Source organism: Paenibacillus sp. V4I3 (genome assembly GCF_030817215.1).
In the GTDB taxonomy this organism is placed as follows: Bacteria; Bacillota; Bacilli; order Paenibacillales; family NBRC-103111; genus Paenibacillus_E.
Window position 1 is genome coordinate 1,756,286 of the sequence record NZ_JAUSZA010000001.1, and the last position, 25,534, is coordinate 1,781,819.

Consider the following 25,534-nt stretch of genomic DNA (forward strand, 5'->3'; position numbering starts at 1 on the left):
ACGCTCATAGCCAATATTGTGCAAGTTGTTCAATGCCATTCATTGATGCGTACCTCGTTTTCCTTCATCAAATCCTACCAGTCCATGAGAGTATTATAGATATTTCTAGCCATTTTTCATTTAAAAATAGCATTGTCATGCTCCATGACTGGTCAGGTTACGACTTTTTCTCATTAGTTCGTTTATACACGATATGTAAGCGATTTCACAAAAGCATTACATCAATCTCGCCTATCACCACACACACTGCCGATCGGGTAGAATTTTGAAAAAGGATGATGAGAATGGCTATATCAATGGTTGGAAGAAGCACGTTATCCAAATGGTTGTTGGGATTGTTGGCTTTACTATGCTTAGCTTTTTATTTGCCCTCCAACGTACGAGCCGCTGAAGCGGCAGAAATCCTTCCGGTACCGAACTCCGGTTTCGAACAAGATTTAGTATCAGGCAAAATTCCGGGATGGGGTTATTTTTCTGCCGGTATACCTTCAGGGCTCTCTTTGTCAGAAACGATCAAATTCGCAGGCAATAGAAGCTTGAAGATGGAGAGAACTGGGGCAGTGGCAGGGGCGCTTGGAGCGGAAAGCGTAAAGCTGGCTGTAACGTCCGGGAAATCTTATGAGGCTGCAGTTAAGTTGTATATCGAAAACTTTACAGGAACCCCTGCTCTTTGGATTCGTTGGCATGACGCAGCGGGGAAACCTTTGAACAAACAGGCGACTTATAACATCTCCGCGCCTCCGTTAAACAAATGGCTGGACATTCGAGCCCAAGGTATTGCTCCGGCGGATGCTGCCTTTGCGACGGTCTTTGTGTATGCTTCATCGGGTACTACCATGAAGGCATATGTAGACGAGGCCCAGTTTTACCGCGTGGCCGATACGATTGCCGTGATCAATCCCGGATTTGAAGATCCTACTTCCGGAGCAACCATTCCTGGTTGGGGATTGTTCTCAGGTACGCCTGCAGGTTCTGTGTCGATAAGTAAGACGGAACAGAACAGCGGGATGTCCAGTCTGTTGCTTGAGGACACCTATACGGATAAATCCGTTGGGCTGAGCACTCAAGCGATAAGTGTGAAAGAGGACGGCATATATGAAGCGAAAGCCAGCGTTTACTTAGTATCCGGAGGAGGCGTAAGCATTTATATCAAATTTTATAATGAATCAGGCAAAGAAATTGGAACATCCTCCGTTTCACATGGCACACCGCTGAATACATGGAAGCAAATCAAAATGGAGGGGATAGCTCCGGATAAAGCAGAAACAGCGAAGGTTTTATTGTATTCCGGGGGAGGGACTCTTAGCAAAGCCTATTTTGATGATGTTTCATTTACTTATAAGGGTGACGCGCTTAAATTACCGTTTAAGTATGGCGATCCCGTCAACTTGGGCAAAGCAACGCTCACGGCGACAACCATGGGGGGAGCGATAGGGAATGGCGAACTCTATTTCGTAGCCAACGGCAATCCAGGGACGTTCTATGCCGTTGATGCTGCTTCAGGAAGTATTAACTTCTCGGAGGCAGTCCCTGGTACGACAGAAACTTGGGCGGTGACGGTGGGGGCGGATAAGAACGTCTATTTTGCCGCTACAGCCAATCGTAAGTTCTGGAAATACGATCCGTTACTCCGAAAGATCACAGAAGTAGGGAATAATCCTTCCAATAATTTCGTATGGGATTTGGATGCAAGTTCTAATGGCCTCATATACGGCTCTTCTTATCCGAATGCCAAGGTCTTTAGTTACGATACCAACACAGGCTTGTTTGCCGATCTAGGCAGCATGCATTCAGTTGAACAATATGCCAGGGGAGCCGGGGTTACCGATCAGTACTTGTATGTCGGGATCGGCTCCAAAGAGCATTTGATGCGAATCGACCGGGTAAGTGGAGAAAAGATTGAGATTCAAATGCCGTTCACGGGTGTGGATGGTTTCATTCACAATATTTCTCCTTACAACGGACTTCTTTACCTTGCACGTGGTACATCGCTTGCCATCTTGGATGAACAGACGTTTGAAGTTAAGAAACGATTTGCCTATACAGATCCGGAGGCATTTGATGGCAAAATCTCACCTCCGTCTCCTTATGACGCCAATCTGCTTTATTACCGGAATAAATTATCGAGCAATCTGTGGACATATAATGTCTCAACCAATACGGTGCAGGCCGTAATGCCGGAGGTTGGACTCCCTGAGACTGGGAGTAGAGCGTTTGATTGGATCACTTTGCCTAATGGCGTTCAAGTGTTGGCTACCTTGTACGAGAACGGCAAGTACACGCTGTATAACCCGTTGGATCATTCGATACAGACTATCCAGGTGCCTATGGCAAGGGATGGTGTCAATATACAAAGCCTCGCAGCAGGGCCGGACGGCAAGCTATATCTCGGTGGTTTCCTGGATGGATTGAGTGTATTTGATCAGTCAACGCAAAAATATGAAGCTCAAATTTCTTCTCCGTTCTCTCCCCATCAAGTTGAGGAGATCGGCTTTTTGAATGGCAAGACCTATTTCGGGGCTTATAGCGGAGCACGCGTTTACCGTTATGATGCAAGCCTGCCCTACAATTACGGATCAACGCCATCGCATAATCCAGGGCTTGTTTACACGGTTCCCGATAGTCAAGATCGGCCTTATGCGTTTGCTTCCGGCGATAACAAGCTGTTTATCGGAACGATTCCTTTCTACGGCAAAATGGGCGGCAGTTTAACCATTTATAATGAAACAACGAATAAGTGGACGTCAACTCGCAACGTTGTAGAAGATCAAAGTATCATTGCGCTTGCCTATAAAGACGGCGTTGTCTACGGCGGCACCTCCATTGATGGAGGTCTCGGCACAACGACGCCACCCACAGCGGTGGCCAAACTGTTCAAATGGGATGTAGCGACAAGTACCAAGCTTGATGAGTTTGTACCTGTCATTCCTGGCTTGACGTCCCCTAAATTACTCGGCGGTTTGTCTTTCGGTCCTGACGGACTGTTATGGGGTGGCGCATGGGGGAAGGACGATCAAGGGGGACAGATTTTTGCCATCTATGCGATGAATCCCAGCACCAATGCGGTTGTGAAAAGTAAGTTGATTTACCCGAATGCAAGTGGTGGCAGCCCATGGCGTTCCTTTTATTTACGCTGGGGGCAAGATGGCTTGCTGTATACGACTATTGCTCGCAACGTAACCGTATTCGATCCTGTGACTCTGAAATACCGTAAACTTACGGAAACGCAATCGAATCTGTTGGACTTGGGTGTAGACGGAAGCATTTACTATACTTCGGGACCGACGCTGTTTAAACTACAAGCTCCTTTGGCTCAAGCTTCAATATCAATGGCCAAGGTTACGCTGGATCAGGGGCAAAGTGAGCCGATTATCAGTTCCGGCGTTCTGGAGAACGGACTGCCGGCCATCTTAGCAGGGGGTACCACTTCCTTCACAAGCAGCGACCCGACTGTTCTGTCCGTTGTGTATGGAGAGGTTAAAGCGCTCAAAGCGGGAACGGCGAACGTTTATGCCGATATCACTTTAGGTGGAACGACGATCAGAACGAACACGATCGGAGTTACGGTTTATCAAGGAACTTCGCTAACTGTGAATACAGTAACGGAAGCCACTTACAGCGATACGGCGACTTTAAGTGCGACGTTGACAGATCTTCAAGGGCAGCCGCTTGCTAACCGTTCCGTACAATTCTCGGTGGACGGGGTAACGATAGGCAGTGCCTCGACGAATGCGCAAGGCGTTGCGGCGTTGTCATATGTAGTAACACAAGGCGTGACGACAAATATGGAAGAGGCTGTTTTTGAAGTGCGGGCAGTCTTCGAGCGGGATGACATCACGCATACTGGAGCGAGCGAAGGAAAAGGCAGCATAACTGTAAAGCGTGAAACGGCGTCTGTCGCTTATACAGGCACTACAGCTGCTTCGGTTGGGACGGTGAAACTAGCAGCTCATGTATCTCAGCAGGAAGATGGAGAATTGGGTTCTATAGCTGGGCTGCCAATCCAATTTACGATTTCACTGATGAATCCGGATGGAACACTCACGCCATATTCCGCTCCGGCACTAGAGATTGTATACCAGACAGATGTCACAGGGAATGTTTATTTGAATCAGCAGCTCCCAGCAGGATTATATCAGGTGAAGACGGAGTTGTTGATGAATAGCGGGTATGTAAAAGCGGAGTCGAACGTGACTCTTGCTGTATACGGCTTAAGCGAAGAAGAGGTGGAAGCAGAGGGATGGTTTGCCATTACCGAGGGTAACACGGCGATTGGCAGCAAAGCTAAGAAAGTACACATCGAAGCCGAATGGGAAATGGATGAAAAAGCAAATCTTCCAAAAGGGAAATTGAAGATTCATGCAGAGCCGAATGGATTAAAACTGGAATTGAAAACGGCTCAATGGTTGGTTGTAACATCGAGTAGTGCCTATATACAGGGTCAGGCAACGGACGATGATGGAGTATCCTACATGGTAAGGCTTATGTTAGGAAAACAACAGGAAGTCGTTTCACTGCAAATTTGGCAGGGTCTTAATACTCAAGGTGCTCCGTTCTATCAGGCACTGGGGCAAAAATGGTCTGGCAATATCAACTAAGAATGGAGAGCTTTATTATAACCAAACGAGGCTGTCCCAAACGTAAAGATATTCACTTAGTGGCATAGAAAACATTAAAATGAGGTGGCAAGGTTATTCTTGCCATCTCATTTTTTTGTGTTTTGTCGAATGCAAAGCAAAAGTCACCCGACCTCTAGTTAGCTGAACGTAGATTCGTTATTTTGGGGAATTTATCTTAAAGGCTATTATCCAACTGTCGGCAAACCGTCTCGAAGTCGTCGAGCCGTGCCCAGTAAAGCTTGAGAATGTGGCGCATGGTTTCCAGTTCGTGGAAAGTTACATTCATGTCTTTATAGAAACTAAATGTCGGGATGATGTCCCGGTACATGAAGAACCGGGAAGGACGCGCCAACGTCTCTTCCCCGATCCACTCAGCCGCCGTTTTAACACTAGGAATGGTAAGGGTGGTTTTGCGAATATGCAGCTGCGCTTCGTTCGAAACGAGAAAATCGAGCATGGTTTGGGCTGCTTCCTTATGCTTACTCGATTTAATAATCGCAAGACCAATGATTAAGAGCTGAGTCTTCGCTTCCAGTGAATAAGGAAGCGGTGCGATGTCATACGCGAATTCAGCGTTACGTAAATGGTTTAAGCTGTAATAGCTGGTGACAATCATGGAAGCTTTTTGTTGCAAGAAAAACCGTTCGGCATCAGAGTCATTCTCCGACATATAGACGGTGTCGGGGTTCATTCCTTCAAACAGCCCAAGGCTTGTTTGCATGGCTTTCCGAAAATTATCGTTGTTGAAAATCAGCTTACCATGCTGATCTCGTTCAAAAACGACCTTGTTTTGCAGTAAAAAGAGCGGCCATCGATTGATGGATTGCAGGTGAAACAAGATGCCGATTCGGTCCTGCTTTTGCGTTAAGGCTAGCGCTGATTTCTGGACATCGTTCCAACTCCAACTGCTATCCGGCTCTGGCAATGCTGCTTCCTTGAAATGATCGCGATTGTAACACAAGACGATCGGTGAAAAAATAAACGGCTGCACATACAAATGACAGTCTTTGGTGAAAGGTCCTGACAGAAAGGTATACGTGCCATTCTTTCGTTCAAGCGGCTCTAGGATATCCGAGACGGCTCCAGTTTCAGTAACCGTTTCGTAGTTTTGGGTATTTAAAGTGATAAGGTCGAGCGCGTCTCTCTCCATGGCTTCCTTCGTGTTCTGAGAAAAGTACGAATGCGAAAGAGGAATCATCTGGACGACAATATGCGGATGCTGCTGTTGAAACTTTTCGACCAGCTCCAATACATTAGCTTCAAGGGAAAGAGTGGGGTAATAACCGAATTTCAATGTAAGCTTTTCGTTCCGACCTGTCCCAACAACGCGCGTCCCGATTCGCGGCGCTTTTTCAATCATTTCCTGATCGAGTAGTGCCTCCAGTCCTTTGCGAACCGAATTTTTACTAAGCTGAAACTGTTCAGCAAGTGTTAATTCGGAAGGTAAAAAGTCACCGGGCTGAAGTTTTCCGGTTACGATGTCGCTGCGTAATGTCGTGACCATATCTTCCAGTCGGGTTCGGAAGGTTGATCTTTTGGGTTTACCCGCCATTTATTTTAGAACCTCCGGGTCATTCAATGTTGGTATCTATCTGGGTTATATTATAGTATGCCAAGCTGATTGGATACAAGGTTCGTATCTTGCTGTCATCATTTTTTTATAATTAAATGTCGGATCGCATAAGTTTTCATAGTTTTTCCTTATCATTTAAATACATCAAGTGTTAATTTACATAACAAACAGTTTACATCAATGATGATTCATCGAAGGGGGGGTTCCATTGATCTCATTTCGTCAAGTAGAGAAGCATTACGGCGATTTCCATGTGCTCAAAGGAATTGATCTTCAGATCAAGCAGGGAGAAGTCGTTGTCGTTGTAGGTCCGTCAGGTTCAGGCAAGAGTACGCTGCTAAGGTGTATCAACCGACTGGAAACCATCACAAGCGGTGAGCTTATCGTGAATGAGTTCAAGGTCAGCAATAAGAAGATGGATATGAACAAGCTGCGTCGAGATATCGGCATGGTATTCCAGCATTTCAATCTATATCCGCATAAGAAAGTGATCGATAACATTACGCTTGCTCCGATGAAGGTGCATGGTATGGCTAAGAAAGAAGCCGACGAGATCGCGATGTATTTTCTGGATAAGGTTGGTATTCAGGATAAGGCGTACAGTTTTCCTTCACAGTTATCAGGTGGACAGCAGCAGCGTGTGGCCATTGCGAGGGGACTGGCGATGAAGCCGAAAATTATGTTGTTTGATGAGCCCACATCAGCCTTGGATCCGGAGATGGTCGGAGAGGTTCTTGATGTCATGAAGGCGCTTGCAAATGAAGGAATGACGATGGTTGTGGTTACGCACGAGATGGGCTTTGCCCGTGAAGTGGCCGATCGTGTTGTTTTTATGGACAAAGGTCAGATTGTAGAAGAGTCACCTCCCGAGGAATTCTTCGTCAACCCTCGTGAAGAAAGAGCCAAATTATTTCTGAATCGTGTACTTAACCATTAATAAGGAGATGAACAAAACCATGATGTCAAAAAAGTGGAATTTCATGTTTATGTTAATTGCGATATTCGCATTGGCGGGGTGTGCCTCTAACGGCACAAAAGGAGGCGCATCAAGCGCTCCGGCTAACTCTCCGGCAGCAAGCAGCGCTCCAAGTACTGCGAAGCCGGCAGGTGGAGCGACCGTTCTGGATGAGATCAAAAGCAGAGGCAAAGTTGTCGTTGGTGTGAAGTTTGATACCAAGCTATTCGGTTTGAAAAACCCGACTGGCGGCGAAGTTGAAGGCTTCGACATCGACATTGCGAAAGCATTAGCGAAAGAAATTCTCGGCGATGAGAAGAAAATTGAGTTAAAAGAAGTAACGTCCAAGACACGCATTCCGATGCTCGATAACAAAGAGATTGACATGATTGTTGCGACGATGACGATTACCGAAGAGCGGAAGAAACAAGTTGAGTTTTCTGATGTTTATTTCAAAGCAGGACAGTCTTTGCTCGTCAAGAAAGGCAGCCCTATTAAGAGTGTAGCGGATGTTAAAAAAGGAACGAAAGTGTTGGCTGTGAAAGGTGCTACCTCCGTTGCGAATATTAAAGCGAAATCCCCAGATGCCACCATACTTGAATTTGATAATTACCAAGATGCTTTCAGCGCCCTGAAAGCGGGTCAAGGGGACACGTTGACTACAGATAATGCCATCCTCTATGGCATGATGGAGCAAGATAAGAACTTCGAAGTGGTTGGCGAACCGTTCACGGATGAGCCTTATGGTATCGCGATTAAAAAAGGTGAAACAACGCTTCAAGCCGCGGTGAATGATGCATTGAAGAAGCTGGAGTCAAGCGGTCAATACACGAAAATTTATGAGAAATGGATTGGCAAAGCGCCAACCAAATAAGAGTAACAAGAATAAAAGAAGAGATGGGTGGCAGCTGCTGCCCATCTTCTGTCTATGAGGGGGGAGCGCATGCCGGATTTCTCGATTTTTACCGATTATTTTGATATCTACATGAAGGGCTTCTTCAACACGATCATTGCCAGCGTTATTGCGTTAATTGGCAGCTTTGTGCTGGGTACGATTATTGCCATTTTTCGTATTGGATCGGTGAAACCGCTGCAATGGATTGGGACTGCCTATGTAGAGTTCATTCGAAACATACCGCTCTTGCTTGTTGTATTCGTGTTTTTCTATGGCCTACCGTCCATGGGCATTACCCTTAGCGGATTTGTATGCGGGACCTTAGGCCTTACGGTGTACACGGCATCTTTTATTGCAGAAGCGATCCGAGCCGGTATTATGTCGGTGCCCAAAGGCCAATCTGAGGCAGCACAATCCTCGGGACTGACCTATTTCCAAACCATGTGGCATATCGTCCTTCCGCAAGCAATCAAAATTGTCATACCACCGCTTAGCAATCAATTTATTAACCTCGTTAAGAACTCTTCCGTACTTGGCGTATTCGCAGGCTTTGATCTCATGTATTTCGGTGATCAGGTCGCAAGTGAGACTTATGCTACGTTCGATACCTATATCTTCGTTGCTGTGCTTTATTTGATACTCACGCTGCCGCTAAGTTACGTGGCCTTGCGCCTAGAACGTAAATTAGCTCGTACGGACTGACTTTAGGGGGAGGTGAACGAATGGATATCATGCATGCTTTCTCGGCTGATAATGTAAGGTTTGTATTTGAAGGTTTCTATGTGACGCTTAAAGTCGCTGCGATCTCTATTGTATTGAGCTTTATCGTGGGGTGTATAGTCGGTACGATCCGGTATACGAAGCTTCCGGTTATTTCACCAATTCTGGCTATAGCAGTTGAGCTTCTTCGCAATTTACCATTGCTCTTAATCATATTTTTCGCAAGATTCGCCCTACCAGATATCGGGATTAAACTCGGACCTATGAATGCAACGATTGTGGCATTAACGTTATTTGAAGGCGCGATGATTGCAGAGATTGTGCGAAGCGGCCTGAATTCCATCGATAAAGGGCAGATTGAAGCCGCTCGATCTTCAGGACTAGGCTATGTGCAAACCCTTTGGCATATTATTCTACCTCAGGGGCTGCGCCGAATGATGCCGCCACTAGTGAGTCAATTTATTTCCTTGTTAAAAGATACTTCTCTTGCGATTGTTATTTCCTTGCCTGAACTGATGCACCATGCGAAAATAGTAATTGGACAAAACTACAGTTATACCATGCCCATTCTATTTTTAGTGGCTATTCTGTATTTCGCTGTGAATTATGCCTTATCATTAGCAGCCCGCAGAATGGAATCAAGATTGGTATAGAGGAATTTAACACACAGAAGGAGTCTTGCATCATGTTACAAATAAGTTGGGAAATGATGATATTCATCATCATCGGTGGTTTTCTAGCGGCTTATGTAGATTCTGTCGTTGGTGGAGGGGGACTAATCGCTCTTCCGGTTCTGCTGGCAACGGGATTACCTCCGGCTGTCGCGTTAGGAACGAACAAATTGGCGGGCACCATGTCATCACTGACAAGTACGATTTCTTTCATGCGGTCTGGGAATGTTGATCTGAAAGCAGTACGAGGTTTGTTCATATTGTCTCTCTTAGGAGCTGTGTGCGGAACGATGGTGCTGCGGCAAATTCCATCTGATTTCTTAAAGCCGTTGGTTGTCGTTATGCTTATACTGATCACCATCTACACGATTTTTCGTAAAAATTGGGGGGATATTTCTACCTTCAGTCAATTCTCAACGAAAACAGCGATGTTAATGGGCTGCGCTGCATTCGGTTTGGGCTTTTATGATGGTTTCTTCGGACCGGGCACCGGTTCCTTTCTTATTTTCGTGTTTCTGATGTTAGGATTCGATTTCGTCAAAGCGGCCGGCAATGCGAAAGTGCTAAATTTCGGGAGCAACGTGGCTAGCTTGGCTACTTTCATGGTTATGGGGTCCATTAATTATGGGATAGGCATTCCGATGGGAATAGCCATGGTTTGTGGATCTTTGCTGGGCTCACGCATGGCGATCCGCAAAGGATCAGCGTATGTTCGACCGCTATTTCTTACCGTTTGTATAATCCTCATTGGTAAACAGATATGGGATATCTTGTAGGGGGTGAAAGGCTGGGACGCTTAAAGAACGAAGGGCTGCAAATGATTCTCGTCGCTATTGTGACGGCAATTGCCGGAGAGTTTAAGATCACACCTTTCATTGGGGAAATGTTTCGGATTGGTCTTGGCAGCAGCGCCTTTCTACTCTGTTTGCTTTTGATGAAGCATCTGCCTTATATCTATACAGGTATCGTTACCGGAATCACTGTTCTGCTATTTCGGACGTTGGAAGATGGTATCCTATTACATGGGGCCATGTCTTTCAGCGCGAGCGCGCAAACGCATTTATCAGCCGCATTTTATTATATGGCCTTTGCGATTGCCATGAGCTTCATTAAACGGAATTGGGACCAATTCCACCCTTTTGTTCTTGGGTTGTTCTTATCGGTTATTGATCTTATGTCCAATGAGATTGAATTGTTGGCGCGCAGCTTGATTTTCCATTCACCGCATATGTTTTCAGAGCAGTTAGTGTATATCACAGTTACCGCTGTCGTACGGAGCTACTTCGTGGTCGGTATCTACAACAGTGTGACCATTAATCAGATGCGAGTCCTGCATAATGAGCAGCAGAAGCGTATGGAACAAATGTTAAATACGAATAGCGGTTTATATGGCGAAGTATTTTACTTACGGAAGTCGATGGATACGATTGAGCAAATAACAGCCAAGAGCCACAATTTATATGAAAAAATTAATGGCGCGGGGTTAAAAAGCTACTCTCGCACCATTTTGGAAATTACCCAGCAAATTCATGAAGTCAAAAAAGATTCGCAACGCATCCTAGCCGGGTTGTTGAAGCTGTTCGATCGCGATTTCGCTTCCGAAATGAGGCTGGCCGAAGTCGTGGAGTTCGCCATCAAGTCCAACCTGGGTTATAGTTCGATGATTGGAAAAAAGATTCAATTCAAAAGCGACATTCAAACGGACTATTGTTCGAATCAATACCTACCCCTTTTAACCGTAATCAATAATCTCGTTTCTAATGCTGTGGAAGCAATTGAAGATCAAGGATCGATTCTCGTAAGTGCTTATGAGCAAGGTGCTGAGACCATCATCATCGTTGCCGACACTGGTGTTGGCATTTCAGAGCAGGATAGAGATATGATTTTTGCACCCGGATTTACGACCAAATTCAATCAAGAGGGCTTTGCCGCGACAGGGATTGGACTCTCTCATGTTCGAGATATTGTTCATTCATTAGGTGGAGACATTCATTTACGCTCTGACGAGCCGGGTTTTCAGACCACTTTTGTGATTACTATATTGACCGATACGTTGAAAAAAGGAGCGTAGAGATCATGCTGTCATTCGGAATTGTTGACGATGATGCGGTAAGTAGACGGATGCTGCAAAAGATCATTGAAAAAGGCGGATTAGGCGAAGTCGTAGGTACGGCTGGCAGCGGGAGCGAAGGAGAAAAAGTTCTTCTGGAAACCACACCGGATGTCGTGGTCATTGATTTATTGATGCCGGATCAAGATGGAATTGAGACCATCATTCGATTGAAGGAGCAAGGTTATCAAGGGAAATACGTGATGATTTCGCAAATTGAAAATAAAGAAATGATTGGCAAAGCCTATCAAGCCGGTGTCGAATTCTATATTCAAAAGCCAATTAATAAAATTGAAGTGGAAGCGGTGCTGTCCAAAGTTAACGAGCAGTGGAACATTAGCCGCTCCTTGCAGGAGATTAAAGAATCTTTAACCAAGCTGAGTTTACTGCACACAGGTCCTGAGAGTGTTCGTAAAAAACGCGGTGTCCGCGAAATTATGCAGCCCATTCTCATGGATATGGGGATCGTGGGGGACACCGGCAGTCGCGACCTGATGGACATTATGGAACATCTCACTCGTCATCATAAAGCGGAAGGAATTCCGCCGCTCAAGGAGCTTTATGAAACGGTGTCCAGATGTCACAAGGTAAAGGAAGCGGATGTTGAAAAAGAAGGTAAAGCTGTCGAACAGCGGATTCGCCGCACGATAATGACCGCGTTGACCCATATCGCCAGTATTGGCTTGACGGATTACAGCAATCCCAAATTTGAGCATTATGCGCCTCTGTATTTTGAATTCCAGGATGTGCGTATGAAGATGAAAGAAATCGATGAGAACTGTAAGCCGGAGAAGGGCAAGGTCAATATTAAGAAATTTCTCCAAGTTCTCTATCTTGAAGTTACGGATAAGATGCGCAGTGAATATTAAAAATAGCGAAGAACAAAATTAGGCAGTTTCTGGTTGCGAATTGACCAATGGTTATGGTATTATTTTGAATTAGTGATAGAAGAAGGAGGTGAAGGTAGGATGAATCGAGAGTTCGTGAACAACCGTGTGAGCCAGTTACCCATCGCGATGGCTGGCATCGTTCATGCAGCAGGCAAAGACGCGAGAAGTCTGTCCATTTATGCTCATACGGAATTACAACTCACGAAAAGACACCTACCTTAACCCTCGACGGATTAATCCGAAAGGTCGTAGGAATTTTCCTGCGGCCTTTTTTTGTACGTTGGTTGCGATGGATAGGGTCTTTCATAAACTAGGAGGATCCTTCATTATGTTAATAGTTAATGGTCAAAATATAAAAAAATACCATGGTGCGCAGCTGGTGCTCGAGGATGTTGCTTTTGAAATTCATCAGGGAGAAAGAATAGGACTTGTGGGACGCAATGGCAGCGGTAAATCGACATTGTTGCGCCTTATATCCAAGATAGAGAAGCCTGACGAAGGACAATTAACGGTACGAAAAGATACGCGGATCGGCTATTTAGCACAAATCCCAACGGAGTGGGAGAGCGGTACGGTATATGATGTGCTAGCCGCGAGCTTTCAAGAGATACTTGAATGCCGCGCCAACATGACGGATCTGGAGCAGCGAATGTCGAGCCCGGACGTCATGAGCGATGAGAAGCAGCTAGATCAGCTGCTTAAGCGATACGCACAGCTGCAAGAACGTTTTGAACGGGAAGGCGGCTACGAGCTGGATGCAAGAATCGACCAAGTAGCGAACGGCCTTCGTATTGCACGGGAGTTTTACGAGCGGAGCTTTACCTCGTTGTCTGGAGGGGAAAAGACGAAGATTGCTCTCGCTTCCCAGCTGATCGGCAAACCTGACTTGCTGCTGCTGGATGAGCCGACGAATCATCTGGATTTGTTTGGCGTGGAGTGGTTGGAGGAATATCTCACCCATTATGATGGTGCGTGTTTCATTGTTTCTCATGATCGTTACTTTTTGGATCGGGTGGTCACGAAGATCGTCGAACTGGAAGATGGTGAATCAACGACCTATCTGACTTCATATTCAGGTTATGTGAAGGAGAAGGAGGTCAGATTACTTCAGCAGTTTGCTGATTATCAGGAGCAGCAGAAGGTCATCAAAAAGATGAAAGAGACGATTAAGCAGCTGACGGAGTGGGGCCGAGTAGGAGGAAACGAGAAATTTTTCCGTCGGGCAGCTTCTATGCAGAAAGCGCTGGATCGGATGGAAAAGCTCAAACGGCCTGTTCTCGATCCGAAGGCAGCGGAGTTCGATCTGAAGCTGGACGACCGCTCAGGTCGGAGAGTGATTCGCTTCGATGATGTGAATAAACAATACGGAGATAAAGTGCTGCTGAAGCGGGCAAGCGGATTGCTGGAATATGGCGAGAAAGTAATGCTCGTCGGGCATAATGGTTCGGGTAAAACAACCCTATTGAAGATGATTCTTGGTGAAGAGCAGCCTGACCAAGGGGAGCTCGAGCTTGGAGCGCGGGTCGATATTGGTTATCTGGCTCAACAAGAGTATCCAGAGGACCATAAGAAATCGGTGCTGACTTACTTCTGTGAGGAAGCGAAGCTGGAAGAAGGAGAGGCTAGGGGCCGGCTTGCTGCTTATTTATTTTATGGAGCAGATGTATTCAAGTCGGTTTGTTCTCTCTCAGGAGGTGAGTGGACTAGATTGCGACTAGCACTGCTTGTGCTGCGTAAGCCTAATTTACTCATTCTAGATGAGCCCACGAATCATATGGATATTGCTTCAAGGGAAGCGTTGGAAGAAGCGCTGGAAGAGTTTCCTGGTACCGTGCTGGCTGTGACGCATGATCGTTATTTTATGAATCGGCTGTCCCGGAAAATATGGGAGCTGGATCAAGGGCGAATTACTGTTTACTTGGGCAACTTTGATGATTATAAAGAGAAGAGCGGGCAGCTGCGCGAAGATCAAATACGTGAAACCACTATCGTTGGGGTGCCAAAGTCGGTTGTTGCACATGCGGCGTCACGGGAAAAGTCTAAATGCTCGTCCGTGTTCACAAGGGGAAATCTGGAAAATCAGATTGCTAATGAAGAAGCGCGTCTGAAGAATTTGGACCAACGAATAGAGAAGAACCTGACGGCAGATGAACTCAGCAAGTTATGGATAGAGAGAGAAGCGGTACAGGACCTGTTGGATGGGCTCTATGAGCACTGGATGCAGATGGAGGAGCAAGAATAGAAAGAGGGGGTGCGAAAGCACTCCCTCTTTTCAATTCCTTTTTGTTCCATTTGTATCCTGTGCAGATTTAGAAAAATAGAGCTTGAAGCTTAAATCTTGATTGTAGTTGCCAAAGCCGGACCCGAATAAGGTGACGCCTCCAATATGCTCGGCATCCTCTAAAATGGCAACTCGGAAGGACCAGTGAGGATTACGAATGTCGATTTGGTCAATCGTGACGTCGGATAGCTTCAGGCCGTCCATGAACGTTCCTTCTTTTTTGATAAAGATCCGCTTTAGTAGACCAAATTGATTCACGTCTTCAAACCACCATGCAGGATTAAGTCTACCCTTGCCGCCAAAGTCACCTGGGCTAGTCCACATTCCTAGCTTAAGTCCATTGAAGAAGAACGTAATATCAGAAGGCCAGTCGCTGTTTGTTAAAGGGGCTTCAGAAGATATCTCCATCGATATTTCCAATTCCTCTGGTTCCTCGCTGTTCATTAAGAAATTTGGAATCTTATACTCGATATATCCCTGTGCGAACCAAAGAATCTTAGCGTTCAATCGTTCCGGATCAAGGAAATAACGGGGATCATCGAAAATACCGATGACTTTAGATACCGTACAAATACCGCAAGTTGGAATGATGTTTAAATCCGTATAGTGGCCGACAGATACATCGGTTCTTCTTGAATAACGAGGGGTGACATTGCGCTGCGGAAAAGCAATCTCAAGATGATCCATGTGAAGTGAGCACATCTTCTGGGCTGCGCCGCCTTTGCCGGGCATCATTTCGGAGCGGATCACATCGGCTTTCTCTAACTTTTTGACATGCATCGTCATAATTGCGCTGCTAAGACCAAGGGCCTCCGCCAATTCACGGATATTCATGGGCTTTTGGGAGAGCAAGTGGACGATTTGAATGCGAACGTTACTTGAAAGTGCTTCAAATAGAGGTAAATTATCTTCCGATAAATCAATTCTCAAACAAATTCCCCCGTATAATAAAAGATTAATATTTATGTGAATGACATCCTTATATAGTAATATACATTTTTCTTAAATCTTTAACAACTTCGAAAAGTTTAACAAGATGAATCATGAAAACTAAATATTAATATAAATGTGTATTATTAATAAATATATTGACAACTCGAGGGGATAGGCATTACTATTTACTCAAATATGGAGTTGTTCATATTTGTGAAATCATTAAAATGATAGGGGTTTTGAACATGTTGAGTAACGAGAAGGCAATAGAACAGGAATATTCGAATCCCATTATCCCACAGCGCGCAGATCCTTGGGTGTATAAGCATACCGATGGATATTATTACTTTACCGCTTCTGTACCGGAATATGATCGAATCGAAGTAAGAAGAGCAGTTACGATTCAGGGGCTCGGTTCCGCTGAACCGGTGGTCGTATGGAACAAATATGCGGAAGGCCCGATGAGCGCTAATATTTGGGCACCGGAAATCCATTATTTGAATAACAAATGGTACATCTATTTCGCGGCTGCTCGCACTACCGATACGGTGGAGGGATTGTTTGATCACCGAATGTTTGTTCTGGAGAATGAATCACCGAATCCATTGGAAGGACAATGGGTTGAGAAAGGTCAGATCAAACCGAATTGGGAGTCATTCTCGCTCGATGCAACTACCTTTCAACATGAAGGTAATCTCTATTTAGTATGGGCGCAGAAGGATTTGAACATAATAGGAAACTCCAATCTGTATATTGCGCTGATGAGCGATCCATGGACAATTAGCGGTCAACAGGTCATGATTGCACAGCCGGACTATGAGTGGGAAAAAATTGGTTATTTGGTCAATGAAGGTCCAGCCGTATTGAAACGCAATGGGAAAATTTACATTACCTACTCTGCTAGTGCTACAGACTATAATTACTGTATGGGATTATTGACGGCAGATGAGTCGAGTGATCTGTTGAACCCGGATTCATGGAATAAGACACCTTACCCCGTATTTCAAACTAATGAGACTACTGGTCAATATGGACCTGGTCACAATAGCTTTACGGTTTGTCCAGAAGGTAAGGATGTGATCGTGTACCATTCCCGCAATTACAAATTTATTGAGGGTGACCCTCTATATGATCCAAATCGCCATACAAGAGCACAAATATTTGGTTGGCACGGTGACGGGACACCTGATTTTGGCATTCCGGTTGCAGATGCTCTAACTCAGAAATATAAATGAACTCGAAAAATTGCAAAATAACATAGTGTTGACAGTGAAAGCGCTTTGATTTATTATAAATTTAACATATATATTAATAATTAATATAAACGCTTACGTTTGTAAGGCAATCGCTTTAAAGGTTTAACTTACATTATTAATTGAATATATGTATGCGGTTCCATTTCATCGGATTTTTTATTATTTACTACAATTAGGAGGGGTTTAAATGAAAAAGAGTCTAGTATCAGTAGCAGCGCTTTCCATGTCGTTAGTAATTGTACTTGCAGGTTGTGGTGGGAACAACGCGGGAAGCGGTAGTGGGGATACGGCGAAAAAAGAAGAAAGCAAAAGCACAGAGGCAGCAAAAACAGAAACAAAAGAACTAACATTTATGTTCCGCGGCGGCCCCGACGAGCAAAAGGCATACGAAAATACGATTAAGAAGTTCGAAACGGAGCACCCGGGTGTTAAAGTTAAAATCATCACAACAACAGCTGACCAATATGCAACAAAAATTAAGGCAGCTATTACAGGTAAAAGCTTACCCGATGTATTCTACTTTGAACCAGGTGATTTGAGAGCTTATGTAAATGGCGGCGTTCTCCTGGATCTGACAGCTAACATTAAAGGTGATAAAAATGTTGATCTGAACAACATCTGGAAATACGGCGTTGACTTTTATCGCTATGACGGTTCCACTGTTGGGAAAGGCAATATTTACGGTCTGCCAAAGGATGTTGGCCCATTTGCACTCGGCTATAACAAAACAATGTTTGAAAAAGCTGGAGTACCACTTCCTGACAAAGATAAGCCTTATACGTGGGATGAATTTATTAAAGTCAACAAACAACTGACCAAAGATAACAACGGTGACGGCAAGTTGGATCAGTTCGGTACTGGTTTCAATGTTAACTGGTCCTTGCAATCATTTGTATGGAGCAATGGTGCAGATTGGCTAGATGCAACAAAAACAAAAGTTACGATTGATGAACCTAAATTTGCTGAAGCTTTGCAATATTTTGCTGATATGCAAAATAAGCATAAGATCACTCCATCGATTGAAGATGCGCAAACGTTAGATACTTACCAGCGTTGGATGAAGGGCGAAATGGGCTTCTTCCCGGTAGGACCTTGGGATCTAAGTACCTATGAAAAATTGCCGTTTGAATATGATCTGATTCCTTACCCAGCTGGATCTACAGGTAAATCTGCAACATGGTTAGGTTCCTTGGGAATTGGTGTTTCCAGCAAAACGAAACACCCTCAGGAGGCTACTGCTTTGGTAACTTACTTAACAGCTTCGCGTGAAGGACAGCAAGCCCTGGTAGATGCTAAAGTACAAATCCCGAACTTGATCGATATGGCTGACAAGTGGGCTGCAGACACATCCATTAAACCGGCAAACAAGAAAGAATTTTTGGAAATAGTTAAAGATTACGGCAGAGCTATTCCCAATACGTTGACTTACAATGCAGAATGGCACCAGCTCTTCTTCACGGATATTCAGCCAGTCATTGATGGTAAAGTAACTGCAGCTGATTATGTGAAGGGTCAACAGCCGAAAATGCAAAAGCTTCTTGATAAGGCAATTGAACAAGAACAAAAATCTAAAAAATAACAAGTTAATGAAAGACTATTTTTAGTACAGTTGAAAATGATGTTAGTTGCTGAAGTGTAATAACAAGGAACTAACATCATTTTCTTCTAACTAATCAGGGGTGAACTATGAAATCCAAATCTAATCTCTATCGGAAAGAGAAATATTACGGGTTTTTATTTATACTTGCACCCGTTCTTGGTCTAATTCTATTTACATTGTACCCAGTTTTATATTCTTTCTACGGTTCCTTCACAGATTGGGATGGGTTGGGCCAGATGAACTTTATCGGGCTGGATAATTATATAGACATATTCCAAGATGAGCAATTTTACAAAGCTATGTATAACACTCTATTTCTAATGATTGGCATTCCAATTGGTTTGATATTGGCTTTACTGTTGGCGCTTGGTCTCAATAGAGGAATTTTTGGAACTACTACTTTCCGAGTCATATACTACATTCCGGTCATTTCTTCGTTGGCAGCGATCTCCATTTTGTGGCAATGGGCTTATAACGGTGATTATGGTTTAGTTAACCAGTTTTTGGATCTATTCGGAATTGAAGGACCTAACTGGTTAGCTAATAAAAATACGGTTAAACCTGCAATTATGATTATGGCAATCTGGAAAGGCTTAGGATACTCGATGCTCTTGTATTTGGCGGCGCTGCAAAGCGTATCCAGATCTTATTATGAAGCGGCAGAGATCGATGGGGCAAATGCTTTACAGTCTTTTTGGAATATTACATGGCCAATGGTGAAGCCGGTTACATTCTTTATCGTTGTGACAAGCATCATCGGTGGTTCGCAAATTTTTACCGAGATTAACATTATGACTTCAACAGGTGGTCCTGAGTATAGTTCTGCTTCAGTCGTCTTTTATGTGTGGCAGAAAGCATTTGGAAACCTCCAAATGGGATATGCATCAGCAATGGCTGTTGTGCTGGGTCTGTTTATATTTATCGTTACGCTTATCCAATTTAAAATGAATGAAAAATCATCCTATGATGTGGATTAGTCCATCAATCGGGAAGGAGCGGGTAATCCTATGATAATTACCAAACAACAAAAAATAATTAGCATCGTTATTTTTCTCATATTAGCAATCGGCGCTATTGTCATGGTAGCTCCCTTATTGTGGATGGTATCGACTTCCTTCAAAGAAAAGAAGGATGTGTTCGCACTGCCTCCCCAGTGGATACCCGAGACGTTTTTATTTATTAAATACAGTGAAATTTGGGAAAAGGGACCTTTGCTTTCGGGTATTAAAAACAGTGTCTTCATTGCTGTTTCTGTAACAATTATCGGAACCTTTACTTCCAGCTTAGCTGCTTTTTCATTTGCAAAGCTCAGGTTCCCAGGTAAGGACAAGATTTTTTTACTGCTGCTTTCAGCCTTAATGATTCCTTATCCAGTTGTTATGATACCGCAGTTCATTTTATTCTCAGAGTTGGGCTGGGTAGATACATTGCTGCCGTTAATTGTCCCAGGCTTTTTCGGAAATATTGTGATGATCTTTTTCCTTCGCCAGTATTTAACAAGCGTGCCGAATGCAATACTTGAAGCGGCGAAGATTGATGGAACCTCCTACTTTGGAATTTTCTACAGGATCATATTTCCTCTTATTAAACCTGCAGTAGCTGCACAGCTTATTTTATGGTTTATGGCCATTTGGAACGATTATTTAGCACCAATCATTTACTTGAATTCACCTGAGAAACAAACGCTGCAGCTAGTAATTGCTAACTTCAATGCAACTTATGCCATTCAAACGGACTACCCGTTAATTATGGCAGCATCTGTGATCGCATTATTGCCGATGTTAATCGTTTTTCTCATATTTCAGAAGCAAATCATTGAATCAGTTGCAATTTCAGGTGTTAAAGGATGATCAAATCAACTGGAAACCAAAGGAGACGGAACGCCTTTGTAAGCATCATGACAGTTGCTGTTCTCCTTCTAGCAGGTTGTTCCATCGGAGGAGGAGGAGGAAGTTTGCAGTCGAAGTTAAAGTATCCAGATGCGCCTCCAATCTATCCAATGTTTGATGTGGATAACCTTCATAACGAATTGGCGTGGAATACGAACAATACACATGATCCCGCAATTATAAAAGAAGACGATACCTATTATGTTTTTTCAACGGATGCTAAAGTCGGCGGTAAGGCTAAGCCTGGTATTATGGTTAGGAAATCAAAGGATCTCATTCAATGGGACTGGGTCGGATACGCTTTTGATGGAGTACCCAAGCAAGCGGCGGAATGGACAGGGGCTCAAGGTTTATGGGCACCTGATGTTAAGAAATTCGGCGATACGTTCTATTTGTATTATTCGGCATCGACCTTTGGTTCGAACCAATCATTTATTGGCGTAGCAACAAGTTCTTCCTTAGAGGGGCCTTGGACTGACCAAGGAGAAGTAATAAAGACGGGTGTCGGCGATAAGCCGAATGCGATTGATGCGAACATTGTATTGGATGCGTCGGGAGATCCATGGTTTGTATTCGGTTCTTTCTTCGGGGGGATTTATACCTCTCCGCTAGATCCGAAAACAGGCAAGTTGAAAGAGCCTGGTTTTGGTACAAAGATTGCGACCAGGGATCATAAAACAGAATCCGGTGCGGTAGAAGGCCCTTATATTGTTTATCATTCGGAGCTGAAGAAATATTACCTGTTTGTTTCCTTTGATTCGTTGTCACAGGATTACAATGTGCGGGTAGGTAGATCGGACTCCATAACAGGTCCATATTTGGATGCGAATGGAAGAGATCTTATGGACGATAAGTATGAAGCCCAGTTTGAGATCGGCAACAAAATATTGGGTGGCTATAAGTTCCAAGAAGGCGATGGATGGATTGCGCCTGGACATAATTCCGTGCTGCAGGATGGGGATCATACTTATATCGTCCATCATGCTCGTCCGCAGCAGGACATGAACTGGATGTATCTCCACATTAGAAAAATATTATGGACCCAAGACGGCTGGCCGGTCGTATCACCGGAAAGATATACTGGAGAGACCGTTCAAGATATCCCTAAGGCGAGCATAGTAGGCAATTGGGAACGAATCGTGATGGATAAAATGATCGACGGCCAAGTTGAATCGGACGAGTTAAAGCTTTTAAAAGGCGGGAAAATCAACAATTCTGATTCCAAGGACTACTGGGAATTCGATGGGAAGCATACCCTTACGCTTTATTGGTACGATGGTGAGGAGCTGGCATCTCAGGAAATAGTTATGATGCTGCCGTCATGGGATTGGGAGCTTAATCGTTCAACGCTTGTCTTTACAGGCATGAATAATCGAGGTACGGCTATATGGGGGAAACAGCTTCCACAAGCAGCTAAGTAAGATACATGATAGTATCCTATCGGCAATTGAATTACTATTCTGGCCAATGTCCGTTCTGTTCTTGAATGATGGTGAATGAATACATAACCTCTACCTCACTATAAAAGTCGAGATGAGGTTTTTTGTCTTGCTTGCGTATTTCCGCCACCGTTCCGACATGGAAGTCGGTGGTCTATCTATGATAAGCTATACGTAATAAAAAAGGAGGCGATTGCTGTGATTCAAGTTTTCCCTGCGCATACGCGTAATACAACCGATCTGGGCTGGCTTAAGAGCCATAAGAATTTCTCGTTCGGCGATTATTTTGATGAGGATAATGTAGGTTTCGGGGTTATGCGTGTTTGTAATGACGATGATATTGCTGCCGGCCGAGGCTTCGGTCCACACCCCCATAGCGATATGGAGATTGTCAGCATCGTTCTTAGCGGAGCCATTAAACACGAAGATAGCTTGGGGCATGTTGCGGTAACGGGTGTGAATGGCGTGCAGCGAATGTCAGCTGGAAGCGGCGTTATACATGCCGAGTATAATGCGTCGGATACAGAACCGATGAGTCTATTTCAACTTTGGTTCATGCCTTCTAAGCGGGGCTTGGAGCCGTCCTTTGAGAATGTCACTTATGAACCTGAAGCAATGATAAACACGCTGCTGCCGGTAGTTACACCCGAGGGAGGCGAGCATGCAGCCAAGATACACCAAGATATGAGTATTTACCTCAGCAAGCTGGAAGCGGGCAAAGGGCTTGTGTTTAAACAAGGAGAGAATCGCCGTATTTTTCTTATGCTTATAAGCGGGAAGTTATCTGCTAATGATACTGTATTGGAAACTAAGGATAGCGCTCGTATGGAAGCTGAACAAACGGTTGAGATTCGTGCGATAGAAGATACACATTTCATGCTAATTGATCTGCCATAATGGATGATGAAGGAGGGCTATGCGGATGAAGGAAGTCTTTTTAATTAAACATGCAGTGGGCGGTCGAGCGTTCGTAGATACGGGTAAACATCCGATCCCCTACACATGGGAGCAGGTTGGTGACCAATGGATTTTTACCGTGCAGATAGAGAAGAAGGAAGATATTGCTGAGCTTTTGAAATGGAAAGAGGAACTCAACGTATTCTTATTTCAGGAATATGAAAATGAGCCAACAAAGAAATTATGGTTTTATGTAGGCGATGATTCCGTTCACTATTCCGAGGAAAAAGGCGAGTTAACCATCGTAGCAAAGTCTCAAATCGTATACATTCCTGATCAGTTTAGTGCACAATTGTAATCAACATAGGGAGAGCTTTGCAGGTGTCAAATGCTTGTGGGGCTCCCCTTTATCGGATTGGAGCAGCACCAATGAAAGTGCAGGATCAATTGCTAGAGAAAGCAATACCTTTTATCAAGGAATGTTATAGTGAACTAGGCCAAAGCTCGGGCGAAATCGATGCTCGTCTTACTGAAATTACCGAAGCCATTAGGTATAAAGGTTACTACGAACATACCCTACAAGAGCTTGAGCATGGGGCCAAAATGGCATGGCGCAACAGCAACCGTTGTATCGGGCGATTGTTCTGGGAAACACTGACGGTACGCGATGCTCGTTATATAGAAACCGAAGAACAGATGGCTGAGGCGCTTTTTCGTCATATAGAAACGGCGACCAATGGCGGCAAAATCCGTCCAATGATTACGATTTTCCCACCTACGCATGATTCGGCTCAGGGAGCCTTTATTCATAATGACCAACTTGTCCGTTACGCGGGTTATGAAACTGACAATGGGATTCTCGGTGACCCAGCTTCTATTCAAATAACTGCGTTATGCCAATCGCTTGGATGGCAGGGGGCTGGGACGCCTTACGACGTGCTGCCGCTTGTTGTTCAAATGGGAGATCGGAAACCGAAGCTGTTCGATATTCCTACCGAGCTCGTCCTGGAAGTGGATATTACACATCCGGACATAGCAGCGTTCGATGATTTGCATCTCAAATGGTATGCCGTACCGATTGTCTCGAATATGTACCTTGAAATCGGAGGGATTCATTTCCCCGCTGCGCCATTCAACGGTTGGTACATGGGCACCGAGATCGGGGCGCGAAACTTTGCAGACCAAGCGAGATATGACATGCTGCCGCGTGTAGCGTCTATCATGGGTCTGGATACTCGGCGCGATGCCTCTCTTTGGAAAGATAGGGCGCTTGTTGAGTTAAATGTGGCTGTGCTGCATTCGTTTCAACAGCAGGGAGTAGCTATTGTAGATCATCATATGGCGGCAAGGCAATTTAAGAGTTTTGAAGAGAAAGAGCAGAAGGTCGGTCGTGATGTCACGGGTGATTGGTCGTGGTTGATCCCGCCGCTATCTCCGGCGACAACGCATATTTTCCATCAGCATTATTCAAATGAAGTGAAGCTGCCTAACTTTTTTTATCGGCATGAGGGCTGAGCAATCACATGGTAGAAGGGATTGCGTCTTCGTTAAAGGATAGCACAAACAATCGTGTAGTTGATCCCCGTATATCGGGGATTTATTAATTGAAAATTGACCTAGGGACAAATTACGAGATTCATAGAATTGTGTTACTAGAATTGAAAAGAGGATTTTACTATGAAAAAAGGGCTTTGGTACGCCATTCTTGCCTATACCGCATGGGGCTTGCTGCCTATTTATTGGAGATCTTTTGACTCTTTGCTTGCTGGTGAAATATTGTCTCACCGTGTCATCTGGTCATTTGTTTTTATGGCCATTCTCTTACTGATAGGGAAAAGTGGATGGACTGAATTTCGTAAGATGGTTACGAACGGAAAAATGCTGCTCCAGATCGGAGTCAGCAGCATTTTAATCAGCTCCAATTGGCTGATATTCATTTGGGCCGTCAATAACGGCCATGTCATCGAGACGAGTCTGGGGTATTATATTACGCCATTAATTAATATCATGCTGGCGGTCCTGTTTTTGCGTGAAAAACCAAGCCGCAGTCAGTGGGTGGCCGTTGCTTTGGCAGGTGCCGGCGTTTTGTTGGCAACCATCGATTATGGCAGATTTCCATGGGTTTCTCTCTCACTAGCGTTTTCCTTCGGTCTGTACAGTCTTGTGAAAAAGAGAGTTTCCTATGATGCCTCTATCGGGTTAGCAGGTGAAACTGTCATTGTCTTCCCCATAGCAGTCGCGTACATTGCCTACTTACACTTCGCGCATCATGATTCCGCATGGACGTTACCGCCTATCTCTTTAGCTTTACTATTATTGTCAGGTGTTGCAACCGCTTTGCCTCTATTATGGTTTGCTAAAGCGGCTGCTCGGCTGCCTCTTTCCATGCTGGGATTCATTCAGTACATTGGTCCTTCCATTACGCTGCTTTTAAGTGTGTTCGTATTTAAAGAGAAATTCTCTCCCGTGCTTCTCATCAGTTTCTCCTTGATCTGGACGGCACTGATCGTTTACGCATTTGCGTCGATGCGGGTGGCGAGAACTTCTATGGCGAAGTAGATATACACAGAAAAAAACCGTTCGAGCAAATAGCTTCGAACGGTTTTTTAGCATGCTCGTTCCATTAGCGAATAGCGTGCTGCCAATACCACCTATTAGAGGTTTGCCCCGGAAATCGAGCTTTTTCACCCAAATAGCGGAACGACGTTCCGTCAAGGGCGGAGCGCTATTGTCAGGTCTGAGCTTTACGCCTAACTACTCTTTCCGTGTGCAAAAGGAACTCGATTAGCATACGAAGGACATGAGG

The 25,534-nt window shown here is 44.6% G+C and carries 21 protein-coding genes; 19 read left to right on the top strand and 2 right to left on the bottom strand.

Translation table 11 applies throughout. The features are described from left to right. Window positions 1-284 precede the first annotated feature (284 nt). On the top strand, window positions 285-4,598 hold the full coding sequence (locus QFZ77_RS08275) for a hypothetical protein (protein ID WP_307438389.1): 4,314 nt from the start codon (window positions 285-287) through the stop codon (window positions 4,596-4,598). Between the two features lie 196 nt (window positions 4,599-4,794). On the opposite strand, the gene QFZ77_RS08280 is transcribed toward QFZ77_RS08275, so the two are convergent. Then, entirely contained in the window at window positions 4,795-6,171 is a 1,377-nt protein-coding gene (locus QFZ77_RS08280) for an extracellular solute-binding protein (protein WP_307438391.1), read from the bottom strand. A 229-nt stretch (window positions 6,172-6,400) separates the two neighbouring features. On the opposite strand from QFZ77_RS08280, the gene QFZ77_RS08285 reads away from it, so the two are divergent. The 9 genes from QFZ77_RS08285 (at window position 6,401) to abc-f (ending at window position 14,675) form a co-directional block, all read left to right on the top strand. Beyond that, complete coding sequence (locus QFZ77_RS08285; RefSeq protein WP_307438392.1) at window positions 6,401-7,129, top strand: amino acid ABC transporter ATP-binding protein; 729 nt, start codon at window positions 6,401-6,403, stop codon at window positions 7,127-7,129. 19 nt (window positions 7,130-7,148) lie between these two features. Continuing rightward, entirely contained in the window at window positions 7,149-8,021 is an 873-nt protein-coding gene (locus QFZ77_RS08290) for a glutamate ABC transporter substrate-binding protein (protein ID WP_373462575.1), read from the top strand. Window positions 8,022-8,090: 69 nt separating this feature from the next. Further along, a complete protein-coding gene (locus tag QFZ77_RS08295) occupies window positions 8,091-8,744 on the top strand; it encodes an amino acid ABC transporter permease (protein WP_171640431.1) in 654 nt (217 codons plus the stop codon). A 20-nt stretch (window positions 8,745-8,764) separates the two neighbouring features. Then, window positions 8,765-9,415, top strand: coding sequence for an amino acid ABC transporter permease (locus QFZ77_RS08300; protein WP_307438394.1), 651 nt, complete (start codon window positions 8,765-8,767; stop codon window positions 9,413-9,415). A gap of 32 nt (window positions 9,416-9,447) precedes the next feature. Then, a complete protein-coding gene (locus tag QFZ77_RS08305; RefSeq protein WP_307438396.1) occupies window positions 9,448-10,209 on the top strand; it encodes a TSUP family transporter in 762 nt (253 codons plus the stop codon). Beyond that, window positions 10,194-11,504: a sensor histidine kinase gene (locus QFZ77_RS08310; RefSeq protein WP_307438398.1), complete on the top strand. Its 1,311-nt coding sequence runs from the start codon at window positions 10,194-10,196 to the stop codon at window positions 11,502-11,504. The genes QFZ77_RS08305 and QFZ77_RS08310 overlap by 16 nt, the downstream gene beginning before the upstream one ends. Window positions 11,505-11,509: 5 nt before the next feature. Continuing rightward, complete coding sequence (locus tag QFZ77_RS08315) at window positions 11,510-12,412, top strand: response regulator (protein WP_307438400.1); 903 nt, start codon at window positions 11,510-11,512, stop codon at window positions 12,410-12,412. A 99-nt stretch (window positions 12,413-12,511) separates the two neighbouring features. Next, window positions 12,512-12,655: a hypothetical protein gene (locus tag QFZ77_RS08320; protein WP_307438402.1), complete on the top strand. Its 144-nt coding sequence runs from the start codon at window positions 12,512-12,514 to the stop codon at window positions 12,653-12,655. A 106-nt stretch (window positions 12,656-12,761) separates the two neighbouring features. Continuing rightward, window positions 12,762-14,675: a ribosomal protection-like ABC-F family protein gene (gene abc-f / locus QFZ77_RS08325; protein ID WP_307438403.1), complete on the top strand. Its 1,914-nt coding sequence runs from the start codon at window positions 12,762-12,764 to the stop codon at window positions 14,673-14,675. A 30-nt stretch (window positions 14,676-14,705) separates the two neighbouring features. Here the strand turns inward: abc-f and QFZ77_RS08330 are convergent, their stop codons facing one another. Beyond that, window positions 14,706-15,644 (bottom strand): ArsR/SmtB family transcription factor, encoded by a 939-nt coding sequence (locus QFZ77_RS08330; protein ID WP_307438405.1) that lies wholly within the window; start codon window positions 15,642-15,644, stop codon window positions 14,706-14,708. A 248-nt stretch (window positions 15,645-15,892) separates the two neighbouring features. Between QFZ77_RS08330 and QFZ77_RS08335 the strand changes: the two genes are divergently transcribed. From QFZ77_RS08335 to rarD, 9 genes are all read left to right on the top strand, one after another. Then, window positions 15,893-16,882: a glycoside hydrolase family 43 protein gene (locus QFZ77_RS08335; protein ID WP_307438407.1), complete on the top strand. Its 990-nt coding sequence runs from the start codon at window positions 15,893-15,895 to the stop codon at window positions 16,880-16,882. A 208-nt stretch (window positions 16,883-17,090) separates the two neighbouring features. Continuing rightward, complete coding sequence (locus QFZ77_RS08340; RefSeq protein ID WP_307438409.1) at window positions 17,091-18,482, top strand: ABC transporter substrate-binding protein; 1,392 nt, start codon at window positions 17,091-17,093, stop codon at window positions 18,480-18,482. Between the two features lie 107 nt (window positions 18,483-18,589). After that, window positions 18,590-19,480, top strand: coding sequence for a carbohydrate ABC transporter permease (locus tag QFZ77_RS08345; protein ID WP_307438411.1), 891 nt, complete (start codon window positions 18,590-18,592; stop codon window positions 19,478-19,480). A gap of 30 nt (window positions 19,481-19,510) precedes the next feature. After that, the gene (locus QFZ77_RS08350) at window positions 19,511-20,353 is read left to right on the top strand and encodes a carbohydrate ABC transporter permease (RefSeq protein WP_307438413.1); all 843 of its coding nucleotides are present in this window, start codon (window positions 19,511-19,513) and stop codon (window positions 20,351-20,353) included. Window positions 20,354-20,400: 47 nt separating this feature from the next. Continuing rightward, window positions 20,401-21,813 (top strand): arabinan endo-1,5-alpha-L-arabinosidase, encoded by a 1,413-nt coding sequence (locus QFZ77_RS08355; protein WP_373462729.1) that lies wholly within the window; start codon window positions 20,401-20,403, stop codon window positions 21,811-21,813. A 216-nt stretch (window positions 21,814-22,029) separates the two neighbouring features. Beyond that, window positions 22,030-22,728 (top strand): pirin family protein, encoded by a 699-nt coding sequence (locus QFZ77_RS08360; protein WP_307438415.1) that lies wholly within the window; start codon window positions 22,030-22,032, stop codon window positions 22,726-22,728. 25 nt (window positions 22,729-22,753) lie between these two features. Next, window positions 22,754-23,086, top strand: coding sequence for a hypothetical protein (locus QFZ77_RS08365; protein ID WP_307438416.1), 333 nt, complete (start codon window positions 22,754-22,756; stop codon window positions 23,084-23,086). A gap of 71 nt (window positions 23,087-23,157) precedes the next feature. Further along, window positions 23,158-24,243 (top strand): nitric oxide synthase oxygenase, encoded by a 1,086-nt coding sequence (locus QFZ77_RS08370; protein WP_307449338.1) that lies wholly within the window; start codon window positions 23,158-23,160, stop codon window positions 24,241-24,243. Between the two features lie 162 nt (window positions 24,244-24,405). After that, window positions 24,406-25,287 carry an EamA family transporter RarD gene (gene rarD / locus QFZ77_RS08375; RefSeq protein WP_307438418.1) on the top strand — a complete coding sequence of 294 codons (882 nt, stop codon included), beginning with the start codon at window positions 24,406-24,408 and terminating at the stop codon, window positions 25,285-25,287. Window positions 25,288-25,534: the final 247 nt, after the last annotated feature.